The organism is Pseudomonas fluorescens (genome assembly GCF_018614775.1).
Taxonomy (GTDB): Bacteria; Pseudomonadota; Gammaproteobacteria; order Pseudomonadales; family Pseudomonadaceae; genus Aquipseudomonas; species Aquipseudomonas fluorescens_BY.
Genome location: NZ_JAGGOF010000044.1, coordinates 61909 through 78448, shown reverse-complemented (window position 1 = coordinate 78448; position 16540 = coordinate 61909). Strand labels below are relative to the sequence as shown.

Annotated in this window: 16 protein-coding genes and 2 pseudogenes; 8 read left to right on the top strand and 10 right to left on the bottom strand. The window is 62.7% G+C overall.

Translation table 11 applies throughout. The features are described 5' to 3' along the window. The first annotated feature begins 69 nt into the window (after positions 1-69). From J7E36_RS12070 to J7E36_RS12060, 3 genes are all read left to right on the top strand, one after another. Positions 70-765 carry a tRNA (adenine(22)-N(1))-methyltransferase gene (locus J7E36_RS12070; RefSeq protein WP_251030608.1) on the top strand — a complete coding sequence of 232 codons (696 nt, stop codon included), beginning with the start codon at positions 70-72 and terminating at the stop codon, positions 763-765. 21 nt (positions 766-786) lie between these two features. Next, positions 787-1236, top strand: coding sequence for a DNA methylase (locus tag J7E36_RS12065; RefSeq protein WP_215003110.1), 450 nt, complete (start codon positions 787-789; stop codon positions 1234-1236). Between the two features lie 382 nt (positions 1237-1618). Then, positions 1619-2560: a LysR substrate-binding domain-containing protein gene (locus J7E36_RS12060; RefSeq protein WP_215003107.1), complete on the top strand. Its 942-nt coding sequence runs from the start codon at positions 1619-1621 to the stop codon at positions 2558-2560. Positions 2561-2586: 26 nt separating this feature from the next. On the opposite strand, the gene J7E36_RS12055 is transcribed toward J7E36_RS12060, so the two are convergent. Both J7E36_RS12055 and J7E36_RS12050 read right to left on the bottom strand, forming a co-directional pair. After that, complete coding sequence (locus J7E36_RS12055) at positions 2587-3255, bottom strand: FMN-dependent NADH-azoreductase (RefSeq protein WP_215003105.1); 669 nt, start codon at positions 3253-3255, stop codon at positions 2587-2589. A 185-nt stretch (positions 3256-3440) separates the two neighbouring features. Continuing rightward, entirely contained in the window at positions 3441-4421 is a 981-nt protein-coding gene (locus J7E36_RS12050; protein WP_215003103.1) for a DMT family transporter, read from the bottom strand. Positions 4422-4495: 74 nt separating this feature from the next. Here J7E36_RS12050 and J7E36_RS12045 point away from each other — a divergent pair, with 74 nt between their 5' ends. Next, positions 4496-5353: a LysR family transcriptional regulator gene (locus J7E36_RS12045; protein ID WP_215003101.1), complete on the top strand. Its 858-nt coding sequence runs from the start codon at positions 4496-4498 to the stop codon at positions 5351-5353. A 24-nt stretch (positions 5354-5377) separates the two neighbouring features. Here J7E36_RS12045 and J7E36_RS12040 read toward each other — a convergent pair whose 3' ends face one another. The 4 genes and pseudogenes from J7E36_RS12040 to J7E36_RS12020 form a co-directional block, all read right to left on the bottom strand. Next, positions 5378-6331, bottom strand: a complete 954-nt coding sequence (locus J7E36_RS12040) for a sensor domain-containing diguanylate cyclase (protein ID WP_215003099.1) — start codon at positions 6329-6331, stop codon at positions 5378-5380. Positions 6332-6334: 3 nt separating this feature from the next. After that, positions 6335-7339 carry a response regulator gene (locus tag J7E36_RS12035; protein WP_215003236.1) on the bottom strand — a complete coding sequence of 335 codons (1005 nt, stop codon included), beginning with the start codon at positions 7337-7339 and terminating at the stop codon, positions 6335-6337. A gap of 82 nt (positions 7340-7421) precedes the next feature. Further along, a pseudogene (locus J7E36_RS12030) lies at positions 7422-7747 on the bottom strand (hypothetical protein); the annotation flags it as partial. Positions 7748-7800: 53 nt separating this feature from the next. Next, entirely contained in the window at positions 7801-9009 is a 1209-nt protein-coding gene (locus J7E36_RS12020; protein ID WP_215003097.1) for a monovalent cation:proton antiporter-2 (CPA2) family protein, read from the bottom strand. Positions 9010-9097: 88 nt separating this feature from the next. Here J7E36_RS12020 and J7E36_RS25420 point away from each other — a divergent pair, with 88 nt between their 5' ends. Then, positions 9098-9430, top strand: a complete 333-nt coding sequence (locus tag J7E36_RS25420; protein WP_353048953.1) for a luciferase family protein — start codon at positions 9098-9100, stop codon at positions 9428-9430. Between the two features lie 255 nt (positions 9431-9685). Here the strand turns inward: J7E36_RS25420 and J7E36_RS25415 are convergent. From J7E36_RS25415 to J7E36_RS12000, 4 genes and pseudogenes are all read right to left on the bottom strand, one after another. Further along, a pseudogene (locus J7E36_RS25415) lies at positions 9686-10117 on the bottom strand (DUF2955 domain-containing protein); the annotation flags it as partial. Continuing rightward, positions 10107-11225 (bottom strand): HlyD family secretion protein, encoded by a 1119-nt coding sequence (locus J7E36_RS12010; protein ID WP_215003092.1) that lies wholly within the window; start codon positions 11223-11225, stop codon positions 10107-10109. The pseudogene J7E36_RS25415 and the gene J7E36_RS12010, both read right to left, overlap by 11 nt. Further along, the gene (locus J7E36_RS12005) at positions 11218-12759 is read right to left on the bottom strand and encodes an efflux transporter outer membrane subunit (RefSeq protein ID WP_215003090.1); all 1542 of its coding nucleotides are present in this window, start codon (positions 12757-12759) and stop codon (positions 11218-11220) included. Before J7E36_RS12005 ends, J7E36_RS12010 begins: the two co-directional genes overlap by 8 nt. Before the next feature lie 8 nt (positions 12760-12767). Next, entirely contained in the window at positions 12768-13880 is a 1113-nt protein-coding gene (locus tag J7E36_RS12000; protein ID WP_215003232.1) for an AI-2E family transporter, read from the bottom strand. Positions 13881-14198: 318 nt separating this feature from the next. Here J7E36_RS12000 and J7E36_RS11995 point away from each other — a divergent pair, with 318 nt between their 5' ends. From J7E36_RS11995 to J7E36_RS11985, 3 genes are all read left to right on the top strand, one after another. Next, positions 14199-14867: a GntR family transcriptional regulator gene (locus J7E36_RS11995; RefSeq protein WP_215003088.1), complete on the top strand. Its 669-nt coding sequence runs from the start codon at positions 14199-14201 to the stop codon at positions 14865-14867. Between the two features lie 75 nt (positions 14868-14942). After that, entirely contained in the window at positions 14943-15749 is an 807-nt protein-coding gene (locus J7E36_RS11990; RefSeq protein ID WP_215003086.1) for an ABC transporter substrate-binding protein, read from the top strand. A 12-nt stretch (positions 15750-15761) separates the two neighbouring features. Further along, a complete protein-coding gene (locus J7E36_RS11985) occupies positions 15762-16538 on the top strand; it encodes an amino acid ABC transporter permease (protein ID WP_215003084.1) in 777 nt (258 codons plus the stop codon). Positions 16539-16540: the final 2 nt, after the last annotated feature.

Here is a 16540-nt window from a genome sequence, read left to right as displayed (position 1 = left end):
GCCGCTCGCCAGAATTCGCCTCCCGATCCGGACGACGGTGCCGGACGCTGGTGGTGAAAGGGGCGGCAGTTGAACGAACAGACATTGTCCATGCGTTTGGAGCGCGTGGCAGCACAGGTGCCAAAGGGCGCGCGGCTGGCCGACATCGGTTCGGATCACGGCTACCTGCCGGTGGCGTTGATGCGGCGCGGCTTGATCGCCTCAGCGGTGGCGGGCGAGGTGGCCCTGACGCCGTTCTACGCGGCCGAGCGCACCGTGCGCGAAAATGGGCTGGAGCAGCAGATCACCGTGCGCTTGGCGAATGGGCTGGCGGCGATTGAACCGAGCGACGGAATCAGCGCAATCAGCCTTTGCGGCATGGGCGGCGAGACGATCCGCGACATCCTCGAAACTGGCAAGGCGCGCCTGAGCGGGCAGGAACGCTTGATCCTGCAACCCCACGGCGGCGAGCAGCCCCTGCGCCAGTGGCTGATGGACAACGGCTACCGGATTCTCGACGAGGAACTGCTGCGGGAAAACCGCTTCGACTACGAAATCATCGTCGCCGAGCGTACTGGCCCCGTGTTGTACACCGCCGAGGAACTGTACTTCGGCCCGCTGCAGATGCGGGCGCGCAGCCCGGTGTTTTTGGCCAAGTGGCAGCGCCTGTTGCATGAGAAGCAGAAGACCCTGGCCAGTTTCGCCCAGGCGCGGCAGGCCGTGCCGGAGGAAAAGGTACGGGATATCACCCAACAGGCCCGCTGGATCGCAGCACTGCTGGCTTGATCATCAGATCGGAGGCGAACCTTGATCCCCCTCGGCGCAACGGACCTCGGCATCGACATCGCCAATCAACAGCGTCATGGCCTGTACAAGTGGCTGCTCGCCAGTTTTCTCCTGGGCAAGCGCATCCGCGCAAGCGTGGCGTTGCAGGCGTACAAGGTATTGGTTGATCAGCATGGGCTGGATACGCCCGGCAAGCTCAGCCAATGCGCCCATCGTGAGTTGGTCCGGTTGCTGGGGCAGGCCGGGTACGCGCGTTATGACGAATCGACCGCGAGGCGTTTGAGGACGCTGGGCGCGCGAGTGGAGCAGGAACTGCCATCGCGGCTGGAGGCCATTCGTGGCGGTGTCGAAGGCATTCCGGACGTTGAGCAGTGGCTGCTGACATTCGAAGGGATCGGGCCCAAGACCCTGGAGATTTTCATGCGAGAAGCCCGGGCCATCCTCGAATCGATCGCCGCTTCCCCGTCCTGATTATCACTCCTGCGCAAAGCCCTTGTGGCAAGGGATTATCCCTCGCCACAAGGTAACGACTGCTACCGCATTGCAATCAGAACACGAACTTGAACAGCGCAATGACCACGATCAGGCCAATCAGGAAGATGATGCCAACGGTACCGCCAAGGAATTTCAACATAAGAACACTCTCAATCAGATGGGCTTGTTTTTCTAGACCACCCGCGACGCAGCTCGTTTCGTTATTTTTCCATCCGTTCGTTTGCTGGGGTCAGGAGTCCGGTAGGCGGGGCATCAACCTGATCAGGGAGAGCCAGGGGCAAAGCCTGCTGGCGGGCGTGGCCGGTCAGCAGGATACTCGATACGTTGCAAGCCACATCGACCCGTGTTGGGAGACATCATGCGCAAAATACCTCCATTGAACTCCGTTCGAGCGTTCGAAGCCGTCGCACGGCACCAGAGTTTTTCGGCGGCGGCGAACGAACTCTCGGTCACGGTTGCCGCCGTCAGCCATCAGGTCCGGCAACTGGAAGACGGGCTCGGGCAAAAGCTCCTGGAAAGGGGCCGGACGCTCACGCTGACCACCGCCGGCAAAGCCATCTATCCCTTGTTGCGCGACGGTTTTGACCAGATTGCCGAGGCGTTTGCCCTGATCGAAGCGCCAAGGGCAGGGGACGCCATCCAGGTCTCTACCACCCGGGCATTCGCCGAGCGTTGGCTGATGCCCCGGTTGGCAGCCTTCAACGCGATCCATCCGGACATCGTGGTGTCCATTCACGCCTCGGAAAAAGTCGTCGACCTGCGTTCCGAAACCATCGATCTGGCGATTCGCTATGGTCCGCTCGCGGCAAATGCCCGCGCAGCGGTGTTGTTCGAGGACCGCTATATCGCGGTGGCGGATCAGGGCATCTGTCCCGCCGGGCACGCGGTCACCATCGAGGACTTTCACCAGCGCTCGTTGCTGGCGTTCAAATGGAAGAATCAGGCGCTCGAAGCACCTTCCTGGTCCGCCTGGCTGGCCAGGGTCGAACACGACGCGGCGCGGGAATTTCGCATCTCCTGGTACAGCGAGGAGACCCTGGCGCTGCATGCGCTAGAGCGCGGGTTGGGGCCGCTGCTGTGCAGCAATGTGCTGATGGACGATGAACTGCGTTCTGGCCGGATGCGCCGGATCGCAGGCCCGACATTGCCAGGCTTCACCTACCACCTGATCGAAAACCGTCCAGGTGCCGCGCGCCGTAGCCTGGTGCTGTTCCGGGATTGGCTGTTGGGCGAAGCCAGGTCGTTCCGGGAAAACGTCCAGGCTGACCTGGCGGGCCATCAGCTGCTGCCAACTGCCTGACAGCGGCCGCGGCTTGAGCCGGGTGTTCAGGCGAGTGAGCGCTGGCCGTTTCGCTGGCCGATCATCTGCCCGACCAGCACTGGAACCGCATCGAACGCCTCGGCGATAGAGGCCTCGTGACGCGCATCGCCGAACTCCTGGTAGTCGATGGCGATGACATGGGTCTCGTTCACGCCCAGGTAGTGCGCGCAGGTCTGGATATGGGTGTCGAGGTGGTTCATGGTTTCGCGGACGCCCCCTGGACCAAAGCCGAATTCGCCGCGGGAGGACAAGATGATCAGCTTCTTGCCGCGCATGATCGGCTCCAGCGGATAGTCACCCCGGGTCAGGTCAAAGGTGAAGGTCTTGCCGATGCGGATCACGTTGTCGAACCAGGATTTCAGCGTGGCGGGCATGCCGTAGTTGTACATCGGGGTACCCATGACAATGACATCGGCGCGGTCGACTTCATCGATCAGCTCATCCGAGAGGCGGATGTGTTCGCGCTTTTGCGGTGTCATGTCTTGCTCGGAGGTAAACACCGCCGCGATCCAGTCCTGTGTCACAAAGGGAGGCGGGTTGCAGCCGACATCACGGGTAATGACTTGGGTGTTCGGGTCGAGGCCAAGCCAGGTGTCGACGAATGCCTTGGACAATTTTCGGCTCAGGGAACGATCGGATCGCGCGCTGGCATCAATATGAAGAAGGGTGGTCATGGCAGTTCCTTTAAAGTCCGAGGCGGAATGACCTCGGCGACGAAACCAAGTTGGCATGACCGTTGGCGGCTCGGATATTGATATTTATTGTGCTGTAAACAAATAAAACTCAACGAGCCCATTTTATTCAACGCACGACTTGCTGTCGGCGCGATTTGGCGCCGAGGGTTGGCGTCGGGCCAGGCTCAGCTTGACCCCGGTGGCGAGGGAGCTTGCTCCCGCCGGGCCGCGAAGCGACCCGCTCTTGCGGCTTGCCCGGCTTCGGCGCGCACCACCCACACGATCCCGATCCCGGACACCAGCATCCCCAACGCCATCAACCACGACAGCGGTTCGTCAAACATGGCCCAGGCCCACAGCATCGTCACGGGCGGGCTGAGGTAAAGCACACTGGCGACCCGCGTGGCGGTTGCGCGGCGCAGGCACAGCCAGTAGAGCCCGTAGCCGCCGATCGTCGACAACCCCACCGTCCACAGGACGCTCAACGCGAACCCCGCACTGGGTATCGGCGCCAGACCGCCGTGCAGCCCTTCGACGATGGCGAAGGCGACGCCGGAAACAGCGCATTGCAGCCAGAGGTTGGGCAACAGCCCCAGCGCCTGCGTCGATGCCAGATGCTTTTGCCAAAGGGTCGCCACCGCGAGCGAAAGCATGCCCAGCAACGGCAGTCCATAGGCCCACCAGGGCGCATTGCCCCAGGCCAGTGAGCCGTGGGTGACCAGCGCGGCGCCCGCCAAGCCGATGCCCAGCCCTGACCAGACTTGCCAACCCAATCGGTGCCCCAACGCGCCGGCGGCCAGCAGGGCCATGCCAATGGGCAGCAGGTCGGCGAACAGGGCGGCGAGCCCCGTCGGAACACCCATGGCAATGCCCTGGGTAATACCGGCGAGATAGCCGCCCATGGACAGAAGCCCAATGCCGGCGTTTTTCAGCAGCACCGCCGCCGACGCGCGGCGTATCGATTTGACGACGAAAGGGAAGAGCAACAGCGTGATTACCACGCAGCGCCAGAACACCACCAGTAACGCCGGTGCGTAGTCGATGGAGAAGCGCGCGCCGACGAAGCCGGAGCTCCAGGTCAGGACCAGCGCGGCTTCGAGCAATGGCAACGGCAACTTCTGCTGCCAGGTCAATCGGGATGAGGCCGGGCGTGAGATCGTTTTCATAGTGCCAAGCTACAAAAACGGCGTAATCTAAGAAATCAAAATGTATTGCAGTAGTCGTTCATAAAAGGTGAAGCATGCCGGCCATTCTCGATATCGAGCTGATCCGCACGTTCCATGCCGTTGCGCGCATCGGCAAATTCAGCGCGGCGGCGGATCATCTGCACAAAAGCCCGGCAGCGGTCAGCGTGCATGTGCAACGGTTGGAGGCCATCGCCGGCGGGCGCCTGCTCGAACGTGACAATCAATCGGTGTCGCTGACCGCGCTGGGCAAGCGCTTGCTCGCGTCATCCACCGAGCTGCTGAGTACCCATGACCGGGTCCTCGCCGATCTGCAGGGAACCCGTCTGGCCGGACGCATCCGCCTGGGCGTGCCGGATGAGTATGCCGACCACGTGATTCGCGACATCCTGCCGATATTTATCGCCGCGTGGCCCAATGTGGTGCTGGAACTCAAGACCGCGCCCAGTTATGCGCTACGTGACCTGGTCCAGCGTGGAAAACTGCAGGCGGCCGTCATCACCCAGCCCAAGGGTCAGTGCGGTGCCGAAGATCAGTTGCTGGTTTCTACCGCTCCGGTCTGGGTGGCGGCGACAGGCGCAACGATTGTCCCGACAGAACCGCTCCCACTGGCCGTGCACGCAGCGCAATGCCCTTATCGACAGGCCATGATCGAGTCATTGCGGCGCAGTGCTCGCACGGTACGGGTGGTGTTGGAGAGCCCGTCCAACCAGGCGGTCAAGGCCTGCGTCGAGGCAGGCCTGGCGATCAGCCTGATAGACCGCGCCCGGGTGACCGCCAGGATGCAGATACTCGCCGGCTTGCCGGTGATACCGGAACATGAGGTGGTGTTCATCCGCTCGCAGGGCTCGCGCACCGAAGAGACCGTTGATCTGCTCAGCCAGGCGATCCAGCAAAATTTCCGGCTTTACTGACGATCCTTCCAGGCGGCGTTGGGCCTACTCGTACACTGTGACCCGGTTGCGTCCGCCTTCCTTGGATCGGTACAGCGCCTGGTCCGACCAGGCGATCAGGTCCGCATGGCTGTTGGACGGTTGGTTCAGGTCGGCAACGCCGAGGCTGATGGTGAAGCGGATGCTCTGGTCGCCGTGCAGCACTTCCAGCGCTTCGATGGCCTTGCGCAGGCGCTCGGCAAACACCTCGGCGCCCGCCTTGTCGGTGTCGGACAGCACCACGCCGAACTCTTCGCCGCCGTACCGCCCGGCTACATCGGAGTCGCGCGCATGTTCGCGCAGCACCCGGGCGACTTGCTCGATGACCTTGTCGCCGGCCTGGTGGCCATAGGTGTCGTTGACACGCTTGAAGTGATCGATGTCGAACATCACCAGGCTCAGCTCATTGCCGTAGCGCAGGTGGCGGGCGTAGGCGGTCTTCAGGCTTTCTTCCCAATGACCGCGGTTGTACAGGCCGGTCAGCCGGTCGATGCTGGAGAGTTGTTGCAGCTGCGCATTGGCCGCCTGCAACTGATGACGGTTGGTAGCGACGTCGGTGACGTCGTAGATGACCAGGCAGATATGGCTGATCTTGCTGTCGGGAGAATGCAGTGGCAGCAGCGTGGTGTTCTGGTACATGAACTCTTCTTCGCCGGTGATCGGCTGATAGTTCATGAACCGCACCAGGTATGGACGCTGCTCCCAGATGGTAAACGCCGGCGTACCCAAGGTGGCGACGCTTTCCACCTTGCGACTGAACCATTGCCGGTCGATCTCCGGAAACAGACTGAAAATATGCTGGTTCTGGGCGTCCCTGGGCTGTATGCCGGAGCGGTTTTCCATGAAGGTGTTCCAGACCTGCACGCGATACTCGCGGTCGAGCACCACCACCCCGACGTCGATGCTCTGAACAATGGCCAGCAACCAGTGGAATTCGTTCAGATCGATAGAATCGTTCATGGCTCAATTCATCAAGTAGGCGAGTTTGTGGGTCAGGCGCGGGATCGAGTCCTCGGTGAACAGCAACAACAAGTCGAAACGAATGTCCTTGCCCTCCAGGCTGTAGCTGATTTCCACGGCCAGGGTCTTTTTCCAGCGCTTGCGGTTGATCTGGATCAGTTCGTCGATGGCTGCATGCTGGCCGAGGATTTGCGGGTGGCCTTGGGAAAACACCACGTCGATCTGTTCGGCGATGCTGCTCAGGCAGGCACCGATGAGCACGCTGGAGAGGTCCAGCAACATCTCCAGGTCGGAATAATCGGCGCTTTCGCGCTGCATCAGTTGGGCGATGTCGGTGACTTCCGAGTCGTGGAACATCAGCAGGGCTTCGCCGGCAATGCCGCTGCCGATAAAGCCCTGGCAGATAGCCGTGAGTCGCTGGGAGCTGCTGGCATCGGCCAAGGCCATGTGCAATTCGCCGACTTCGAGAATGTTCACGTTGGGTACCGGCAGTTGCACAAATACCCCGAGCACCTTGGCAATCAAGGCGGCGGCGCGACCGATGGCGACGTTGACCGTCTCGCGAAATGCGTCGTTGAAGCTGATCGTCGTGTTGGCGATCGAGCGCTGCTGCTGCGACGGCGACGCCTCGCCGGGTTTACCCAGCAGGCCCAACTTGCCGAGGGTCTGGCGCAGCTCGTTTTCATCGAAGGGTTTTTTCAGGAAGGCCAGCGCGCCCAGCTCGTGCACGCGGCGTACAGCCTCTTCCTGGACGTCGCCGGAGATCACGATGACTTGCGCCTGCAAGCCTTCAGCGCGCAAGGCGCTGAGCACCTGATAACCGTCCATTTCCGGCATGGTCAGATCGAGCAGCACCACCTGTCCCAGGCCTTGGCGAATCGCGTCCATGGCCTGCCGGCCATTGACGGCCTCGGTGATCGAAACCGGCCAATCCGCCGGCAGTGCCCGTAGCACCTGCTTGCGGGCCATGTTGGAGTCATCACACACCACTAGGGGAATCACTGACACAGATGCGCTCACCAGGGTTGGTCATCGGGGAAAATCCTATGGACATCATGGCACAGGATTATTGTTCGGACCGCCCAGGCGTTCACGAATTCAGCAAGATTTCCGCGATTCCCTCGATTGCCTTGATAGAAGCAAAACTCGTAGCGGGCAAGACTGTGGAGCCAAACCTGTGGGTGTCATGGGTGAAGCCCGGAAAGGATCTGTCGAAGGCTTGCAGCGCCCTGAGATAGGTCAGTAGCGGCCCCTGCGCAGGGCCCGCATTTCGCCCGGCATCAGTAGGGGAATCCCTGGTGGGTAGGGCACGATGGCGGTGGCGGCGATGCGTCCGGCAGCTTGCTCCAGGGTCACCTTCTCGATGTCGTTGCGCACCAGTTTCGCTCGCGCAGATTGGTCAACAGCCTGATGCAGAGGTGCACGTTGGTTTTACGCTAGCGTGGACGGTATCTGCGGCTTGACACACATCACCCCGGCGCGCTCTGGTCAGGCGATGACGAATCATCCGCTGTGCGTGTCGGCAGCCGGCGTGTCAGGTACAGCATCAGCAATGGCACCAACGCCATCGACAAGGCAATGGCCAACACCAGCAGGTCGTGCAGGCGCTGATCGAGCAGGCGCTGCGCCAGGGCCAGCTTGAACACCACGAAGGCAAACTCGCCACCCGAGGCCAGGACTACCGCCAGGCAGAGGGCGCCCGCCCGGTCAAGGCCTCCGGTCCAGCGGCCCAGGCCTACCAGGATCGGCAACTTCAGGCCCACCAGTAACAGCGTCAGCCCGAGCACCACCAAGGACTCGGCCATCAACAAACGCAAGTCCATGGACATGCCCACGCCGACGAAAAACAAGCCGAGCAACAAGCCTTTGAAAGGCTCGATCTGGGCCTCCATTTCATGCCGGTACTGCGACTCGGCCATCAGCATGCCCGCCAGGAAGGCCCCCAGCGCCATCGACACCCCGACATGCTCCATGATCCAGGCAGTGCCCAGTACCAGCAGTAGGGCAGTGGCGGTGGACACTTCTCGCAGGCCCGATCCGACCGCCCAGGCAAAGGCCGGTCGCAACAGGAAGCGGCCGCCGATGATGATCACGCCAATGCCGGCGGCCACCGCCAGCACCGGCTTGAGTCCTGTCTCGGTGGGCGCGCCGCTGTCCACGGCGCCCAGCAGGGGGACCAAGGCGATCAGTGGGATGGCGGCGATGTCCTGGAACAGCAGGATGGCGACCGCCAAGCGACCGTGAGGGCGCCCCAGTTCCTTGCGTTCGGCCAGCATCTGCAAGCCAAAGGCGGTAGAGGACAGTGCCAGGCCCAACCCGATCACCATCGACACCTGGCGGCCCTGACCAAGGAGCAGGGCCGCGCCGCCGATTGCCACGCTGCTGAGCAATACCTGCAGCAACCCGACGCCGAACAGCGCCCGGCGCATCATCCAAAGCCGCCGCGGCGACAGCTCCAGGCCGATGATGAACAACAGCATCACCACGCCGATCTCCGAGAGCCGGCTGACATTCTCGGCATTGTTCACCAGGCCCAGCACGGAAGGGCCAATGAGCACCCCAGCCAGGAGATAGCCGGGCACCGCGCCGAGCTTGAGCCGTTGGGCCAACGGTACCAGCAGGACCACTGCCAGCAGGAACATCACCGTGGCTTTGAGTAGATTTCCGTCATGAGGCATTGGGTATTCCCCTGTCAATAGCGCCTTCTTGAGACGCCAGGCGCCTGTGGGAGCCAAGCTTGCTCGCGATGGCCGGTCAACGATCCAAATGAACATTCACAACCGAAAACCGGCGCCGATCAAGCCAGACAATAATCAGGCAGGCATACAGCGTCACAAGGATGAACAAGCTCATGCGCACGGCAAAAGCAGTGTAGACATCCTTGCCGGCCGCGCTGTCCTGGACCGATTGGCCGAGCAGGATGATCATCGTGATCACGGTGTTCAGCCAGAATCCGGGGCCCTGTCGCGAGGGGGCCATTGCATAGAGCCTGCGCCCGAGGAGCAGGCCGAACAGCAGCATCCAGAGAAAGAACATCCAGAGGTGGACGAACAGGCTCAAGGCGCACCAGAACAGCACCGCCAGCAGGCCGCCCAATAACGTCGAGCCCAGCAATTCACGAGCAGCCAGGCGGGTGGCCGGGGTGGAACTCTGCTGGCCGAGGCTGACGGCCTTGAGGATGATCGGCAGGTATTGGGCGGGGTCGATCAGGGCCAGCAGGAAGGTCGGCAGCACGATCATCGTCGCCCGCAGCGCCGCCTGGCCGATCTCCACCGCTGAGCGACGGGGAGGCGGCGCGGGGGGCGAGAACCCGGCCGGCTCCGGAAAGAGCCAATGACTGAAGGACAGCACCAGGGCCGCCAGCAGCAGTCCTTGTACCAGGGCAGCAATGACCATCACCGCGACGCCGAAATCGGCCGTGCCGGCGGAAGAGATCATGGTCAGGCCCATCACCAGGAACGTCATGACGAGAGGGTTCCCGCCTTGCAGGCCATAGCGGAAGGCCACGAACAAACCCAGGCCGACCAGCAGCACGCCGCACACCGGGTAATAACGCAGCACCGGAATCAACAACAACCCACCACCCGTGGTCAGGATCGCCACCAGCACCAACTTCAGACAGTCCTTGGCGGACAAAGGGCGGTGAGTCATCGCCAGGATCAATGCGAGCACCGGCGCCAAAAAGGGAATGGGCAAGTCCAGGCCGAAACTGATTCCCAGGCACAGCGCAGTGCCGAACGCCAGGCGCAACGTGCGCTGGGCCTGGACGGAACGCCTAATAGGCATAGGACAACCAGCTCATGAACCAGAGGAAGGCTCGCCCCAGCGGGTTCAGCAGGTTGCCTTCGCGGGGAAATGCCATCACCTCGGCCTGCCCACCGGCGCGCACCACCCCCAGGTTGCGCAGCCGTTCCCGGGCCTCGGCAGAGAACTCGATGATCACCGGGAATCGCTGGGCCGGGCGCAGCCAATCACGGCTGTTGCGCACCGTGGGCAGGGTGCCGGGCGCGGTGCCCTGGCCGATGTCGACACCATACCCGAGGCTGCGCACGCGGCCTTGCAACACCTCGCCGGGCAAGGCATCGAGCACGATGGCGACCGGTGTGTCGACGGTCACCAGCGCGAGGTTGTTCTCGGTCATGTCCGCGCTCACCCAGACATCGTGAATGGCGATCAGGGTCATGACCGCCGCCCCGGCCGTCGCATACAGCCCCACGTCGGTGCGCAGGTCGGTGATCAGCCCGGCGGAACGTGCGCGAACCTGAGTGTTGGCCAGATCCAATTGGGCCTTCTCCAAGGTACTGGCGGCGCTGCGCAGCAAGGCATTGTTTTCGTCGGCGCCACCTTCCTGCTCCTGGGCCCGTTGCACTTCGGCGCGAGCGGCGGCGACCTGACTGATGGCCTGTTCGCGGGTCGCGCGGGAGATTTCCAGTACGCGCACGGAAATGGTCCCCGGGTCGGCGCGGTACAGGCCTTCCAGGCGTTGATTGTCCTGCCGGGCCTTGAGCTCATTGGCCTGCGCCGCCCGCAACGACGCCTGGGCCGAGGCGATGCCGGCGGTACTGGCACCGATCTGCCTGCGGGTGGTTTCCAGATCGGAGCGCGCCCGGTCGACAGCGATCCGATAGGGCAGCGGGTCCACCTCAAACAACAGGTCGCCGGCCTGAACGTCCTGGTTGTTGCGCACATGAACCCGGATGACTCGGCCGGCCACTTCAGGTGCCACCGGAATGACAAAGGCGCCAACGCGCGCCTGTTGCGTATAGGGCGTGAAACGGTCCGACAACAGGTACCAGGCCAGGCTCAGCACGATCACCAGCAGCACCCATTTGATGGCCTTGTTCACCGGGTCGACCTCGGGCTCTGTTGCCTTGACGGGTGGCGCGTCAGTCATGGTTTGATACCTTGATCGGGGCGGCAGGAAACGGCAGCGACGCTGCCGGGTGGCGGAGCAGGTCGCCCCAGTCGGTGCGCTGCTCCATTTGCTGGCGGGTGGGTCCGTCCACTAACGGCTGGGTGGTCTGCCAGCCACCGCCCAAGGCCTTGTACAACGCGATCAGGTTGTTCACCGCATCGCTGCGGCTGATCAGGTAGTTGTCTTGCTGCTGCAACAGGGCGCTCTGGGCATCGAGTACCCGTTGGAAGTCCGAGTAACCCTCTCGATACCAAGTGTTGGCCAGCACCAGCGAACGCTCGGCCGCCAACGACGCCTCGCGCAGGATGCGCTCGCGTTCAAGGGCCTTGGTCAGGCCGGTGGCGGCGTCGTCGGCTTCCCGCGCCGCCTGGCGGACCTGGTCGCGGTAGGCTTCGATCAACTGTTGCAGGCGGGCGTCCTGGACCCGCACGTTATTGCGAATCTGCCCATGGTCGAACAGGTTCCAGCGCAAGCTGGGCCCACCGACCAGGTCCAGGTTGCTGGCGGTGCCGCTCAGGGAGTTGGCTGACCAGACGATACTGCCCAGCAGCGTCAGCGACGGGTAGAGATCGGACTCGGCCACGCCAATCAGAGCCGACTGCGCCGCGACGTTGAGCTCGGCGGCGCGCACGTCCGGGCGGCGCAGCAAAAGATCGGCAGGCACGTCCTGCAACACCGCCTGGTTCACCAGCGGAATCAACCCGGTGCTGTCAACCCGCAGGGGCAGGGCGCCGGGCGGTTGGCCGATCAGCACCGCCAAGGCGTTGCGCGTGCGTGCGGCCTGGTCTTCCAGGCTCGGGATGCTGCTCAGGGTGCCCAGGTACTGGGTCTTGGCCTGTTGCACGTCGAGTTCGGCAGTCTGACCGCTGGCGAAGAGCTTCTCGGTGATCTCGACGTTGCGTTGCTGTTGTGTCGCGTTTTCCCGAGCCACCCGCAGCCGGGCCTCAGTGGTGCGCAAGGTGAAGTAGGTGTTGGCGACCTGGGCGCGCAACAGCACCAGCGCGTCCTCATAGTTGGCCTGGGCTGCAAAATAACCGGCGTCCGCGGATTCGATGGCCCGGGCGAAACGGCCCCAGAAATCCAGCTCCCAGCCGATATCGTAGCCGGCACTGTATTGCCAGAAGCCGCTGTCCTGGGGATTGCTGCCCCCGGACTGATAACGCTTGGCGTACAGCGTGCCGGCGCTGGCCTGCTGCAGTTGCGGATAGCGTTGGCTTTGCGCGATACCCAGTTGGGCGCGGGCCTCCATCACCCGCAAGCCGGCGATCTTCAGGCTGGCATTGTGCGCGTCCGACTCGGCCATCAAGCGGTCCAGCGTCGGGTCGTTGAACACCTGCCACCATTGGCGCAGGTCCGGGTGGAGTTGGCGCTGGCTGACGCGTTCGATGGCCGGGCTGTTCCAGGTCTTTGCCCAGGGTTGACCGGGCGGCTGGAAATCCGGTCCGAGGCGGGTACAAGCACCCTGCACCAGAATGCCCACCAGCAGCACAGCACCACGCAACAAGGCCGGCATGAGCGCAGTCACTGCGCGCCGGGCGGCAGCTCATCCTCGACGGTGATGTCCGGGGGCTGGGCGGCGACCCATTGCCAGAACAATTGATAGGCGACGGCCAGCACCACCGGGCCGACGAACAGGCCGATGACGCCGCCGGTGACCATGCCGCCCAGGGCGCCAATCAATATCACCGGCATGGGCACGTTCACCCCGCGACCGAGCAGCAACGGCTTGAGCACGTTATCCACCAGGCCGGCGACAAACACGTACACGGCAAAGACGATGGTCGCGGTGTTCGCGCCCTCGGTTGAAAATACAAAAATGATCACAGGGATGGTAATCAGCGTGGCTGGCAGTTGCATGATGCCGATCAGCAGTACGGCAAGGGCCAGCAGGCCGGCGCCGGGCACGCCCATGAACACGAAACCCAGGCCCACCAGCAACATCTGGATGAAGGCGATACCAATGACGCCCAGCGCCACGGCGCGGATGGTCGAAGTGCACAACTGGGTGATCCTGGGGCCCTTGGTCGCCCCGCAGATACGCGAGACGATCTGGATGGCACTGAGATGCCCGCGTTCGCCATACGCCATGAAGAAGCCCGCGACGATCAGCGAGCAGACGAAAATGAGAAAGCCCAGGCCAAAGCCGGCGATCTTGCTCAGCATCGACAGGCTGAAATGTTTGATCTGGGGGATATAGCTCTGCACCAGCGCGGGCAGGTCGGTGGCGGCACGCATCCATAGCTGTTGCAGCGGCTTGCCCACCAATGGCCAGGTACCGACCGTATCGGGCGGCAACGGAATTTGCAGGTTGTCGGCCTTGATGTCGCCCATGACGCCCTGGATCGAGGTCACCAGGGAATTGCCCAGCAGCAGGGTCGGAATCGTCAGGATGCCGAGGGTGATGAGCACCAGCAGCGCCGCAGTGTAGCCATCCCTCAAGCCCAGTTTGTTTTTCAGGCTGATCTGCAACGGGTAGAGGGTGATCGCCAGAATCACCGCCCACAGCATCAGATCAAGAAAGGGACTGAAGATCCGATAGCAGAAAAACAGCATGACGGCCAGCAGGCCGGCACGAATCAACACATCGAGCATGCTGCGGGACCACGTGGAGTTGGAACCTGGCAAAGACGGCATCTGGAGCGCCCCTATAGCGGTGAGCAACGCAAATTCATCCCAGTGTAGTGGACGAATCATGGGTGCACCTTTGGTCACATTCACCCCGCGCAAGTGATGCCCGTGGCGGTGTTACCTGGCTACCACGCTGCACAGACATGGACGGGCCGGTGAGCCATTTGGTAGCACGCTGAAAGGCAAACGCTGGACGCACTGTTTCGACAATCGATGACCTTTTCCTACAGATCAATCACTTGCACGTTATCCGGTGAAACTGGCACGCCTTCTGCATTTTTGAATTCATGGATAATTGGATACAAAACTACAGAGGGTGCTGCCATGCAATTCGCGCCGACCTACACTGAACGCCCACCCATGACAGCCGAGGAAGAGGCCTATAACTTCCTGCTGGACGCCATTTGCGGCGGACGGTTTCGCAAGGGCGACCGGCTGATCGCCGAAGACATCGCCAGCGAGATCGGAATGAGCCGGATGCCGGTACGCGAGGCCTTTCGCCGCCTGGACGCCCAGGGCCTGGTGACGCTTCGACCCAATCGCGGGGCGGTCGTCAGTGGCCTGGACATCGAGGAACTGCAGGAAGTCTTCGAGATGCGCAGCGCCCTCGAAGGCCTGGCGGTGCGTGTCGCGACAGGCCGGATCGGCGCCCGACAATTGGCCGCCCTGGAGCGCCTGCTGGACGAAATGGACGACTACCGCGACGAGAGCGCCGAGTGGGTCAGCCGACATCGGGCCTTTCACGAATACCTGTGCAGCCTCAGCGGCCGCCCCCGACTGTTGAAGCAGATCAGCGCGCTCTACGCGCTGGTGGAGGCGCCCATGCGCCTGTGGCTGCAGCACGTCGACAAACCCCTGAGCGCACGTCAGGAACACGTGGTCATCCTCGAGGCGCTGCGGGCCGGCGACGCCGAAAAGGCCGAAGCGGTCGTGCGTACGCACATCGAAGGCACCGTCCCGCAACTGATCCATTTCCTGCAATCGAAACAATAACCAGAGCAGGCCTGAACCTGCCCGTGTTTTGACGCTGAGTACTGCCCGTTACCCACCGAACTGGAGTGTCTGGTCATGCATAAGCCTCGCCTGTTGATCGCTGCACTAACCTTGGGATTCTGTACCCAGTGGGCGCACGCCGCCCCGGTGGTGCCGGAGCGCTTGCTCAAGGCCGACAAACTCGTCTACTGCTCGGGCATGGATTCCCCGCCGCTGGTGTCCTTTGATGAAGCGCAGAAGCCCAAGGGGCTGACCGTCGACCTGGGCCTGGAGATCGCCAAGCGCCTGGGAGGCAAAAAGGTGGAATGGCGGGTCATTCCGTTTTCCGGATTGCTCCCGGCGCTGTTGGCCAAGCAGTGCGACATGATCGTCGACCAGCTGTTCGACAAACCCGAGCGCCGCGAAGTCATCGACATCGTCAACTACATGTACTCCAGCCAGGCGGTGGTGGTGCCCAAGGGCAATCCGAAGGCAATCAAGACCCTGGCCGACCTGTCCGCGCGCAAGGTCGCGGTGCTCAACGGTTCCACCATCAAGACCTTGCTCGACGCCGAGAATGAAAAGCTCGCCACCTTCGGCAAGCCGCCGATGAAGCTGGTGGTCTACAACACCGACACCGATGCCTTCCAGGCGCTGCGCATCAGCCAGGTCGATGCCTACGGCACCACCGTGGAAACCGCCGGCTACTACGCCGCCATGGCGCCCGATCTGTTCGAGGAAGGCGTCCCGGCCTTCAGCCGGATTCTCACGGGGATAGGCATTCGCAAGGACGACCCGCAACTGAGCGCCGCCGTGCAGCAGGTGGTCAGTGACATGCGCAGCGACGGCAGCTACCGCCAGTTGCTTGATCACTGGCACGTCGCCAGTGACACCCTCGATTGAGGTAAGGCGTCGATGAATTTCAATTGGGATGTGTTCTGGCAATACCTGTTGCAGCCCAGCGGGGTCTACCTCACCGGGCTCTGGCTGACCTGTGTGATCAGCGTGCTGGCGATGCTGCTGGGCTGCGTGCTCGGGCTGGCGGCAGCGTTGTTGCGGCTGTCGAAGAACCCGTTGCTGCACTTGCCGGTGCGCTTCTACGTGTGGCTGATGCGCGGCACACCGTTGCTGGTGCAGATTGTCTTTCTCTACACCGCACTGGCCGCAGGCGGGATTTTCCGCTTCGAAGACATCGACCTGTTCGGCCTGGTGATCCCCGGCAACATCCAGGCGGCGATCATTGCCCTGGGCCTCAACGAAGGCGCCTACATGGCCGAGATCATCCGCGCCGGCATCGGCGCGGTCGACAAGGGCCAGTACGAGGCCGGGCGTTCCCTGGGCATGACCTTCGCCAGGCTGATGCGCCGGATCATCCTGCCGCAGGCGTTCCGGGTCATCGTTCCGCCGCTGGGCAACGAGTTCAACGTGATGCTCAAGAACACCACGCTGGTCAGCGTGATCGGTGTGCAGGAGTTGTTGCTCAGCACGCAAATGGTAACGTCAGCGACATTTCGGGTGTTCGAACTGTACCTGGTGGTGGCGATCTATTTCCTGTTGCTGACGACACTGTGGGGCTTTTTCCAACGTTGGCTGGAAACCCGTTTCGGTCAGTCGGACCGGCCCTCGGCACCGCCGCCGGCGGCTACGCGGATGTTCGGTCGCAGCACCCTGAAAATGCTGAGGGAGCGTTAACC

Bases quoted from the DNA above. Each gene is read 5' to 3' on its own strand.
- J7E36_RS12045 (WP_215003101.1), top strand. From the start codon at position 4,496: ATGCCGGCCATTCTCGATATCGAGCTGATCCGCACGTTCCATGCCGTT.
- J7E36_RS12000 (WP_215003232.1), bottom strand. From the start codon at position 13,880: ATGCCGTCTTTGCCAGGTTCCAACTCCACGTGGTCCCGCAGCATGCTC.
- J7E36_RS12060 (WP_215003107.1), top strand. From the start codon at position 1,619: ATGCGCAAAATACCTCCATTGAACTCCGTTCGAGCGTTCGAAGCCGTC.
- J7E36_RS11990 (WP_215003086.1), top strand. From the start codon at position 14,943: ATGCATAAGCCTCGCCTGTTGATCGCTGCACTAACCTTGGGATTCTGT.
- J7E36_RS25420 (WP_353048953.1), top strand. From the start codon at position 9,098: ATGAACATTCACAACCGAAAACCGGCGCCGATCAAGCCAGACAATAAT.
- J7E36_RS12050 (WP_215003103.1), bottom strand. From the start codon at position 4,421: ATGAAAACGATCTCACGCCCGGCCTCATCCCGATTGACCTGGCAGCAG.
- J7E36_RS12040 (WP_215003099.1), bottom strand. From the start codon at position 6,331: ATGAACGATTCTATCGATCTGAACGAATTCCACTGGTTGCTGGCCATT.
- J7E36_RS12010 (WP_215003092.1), bottom strand. From the start codon at position 11,225: ATGACTGACGCGCCACCCGTCAAGGCAACAGAGCCCGAGGTCGACCCG.
- J7E36_RS11995 (WP_215003088.1), top strand. From the start codon at position 14,199: ATGCAATTCGCGCCGACCTACACTGAACGCCCACCCATGACAGCCGAG.
- J7E36_RS12055 (WP_215003105.1), bottom strand. From the start codon at position 3,255: ATGACCACCCTTCTTCATATTGATGCCAGCGCGCGATCCGATCGTTCC.
- J7E36_RS12020 (WP_215003097.1), bottom strand. From the start codon at position 9,009: ATGCCTCATGACGGAAATCTACTCAAAGCCACGGTGATGTTCCTGCTG.
- J7E36_RS11985 (WP_215003084.1), top strand. From the start codon at position 15,762: ATGAATTTCAATTGGGATGTGTTCTGGCAATACCTGTTGCAGCCCAGC.
- J7E36_RS12005 (WP_215003090.1), bottom strand. From the start codon at position 12,759: ATGCCGGCCTTGTTGCGTGGTGCTGTGCTGCTGGTGGGCATTCTGGTG.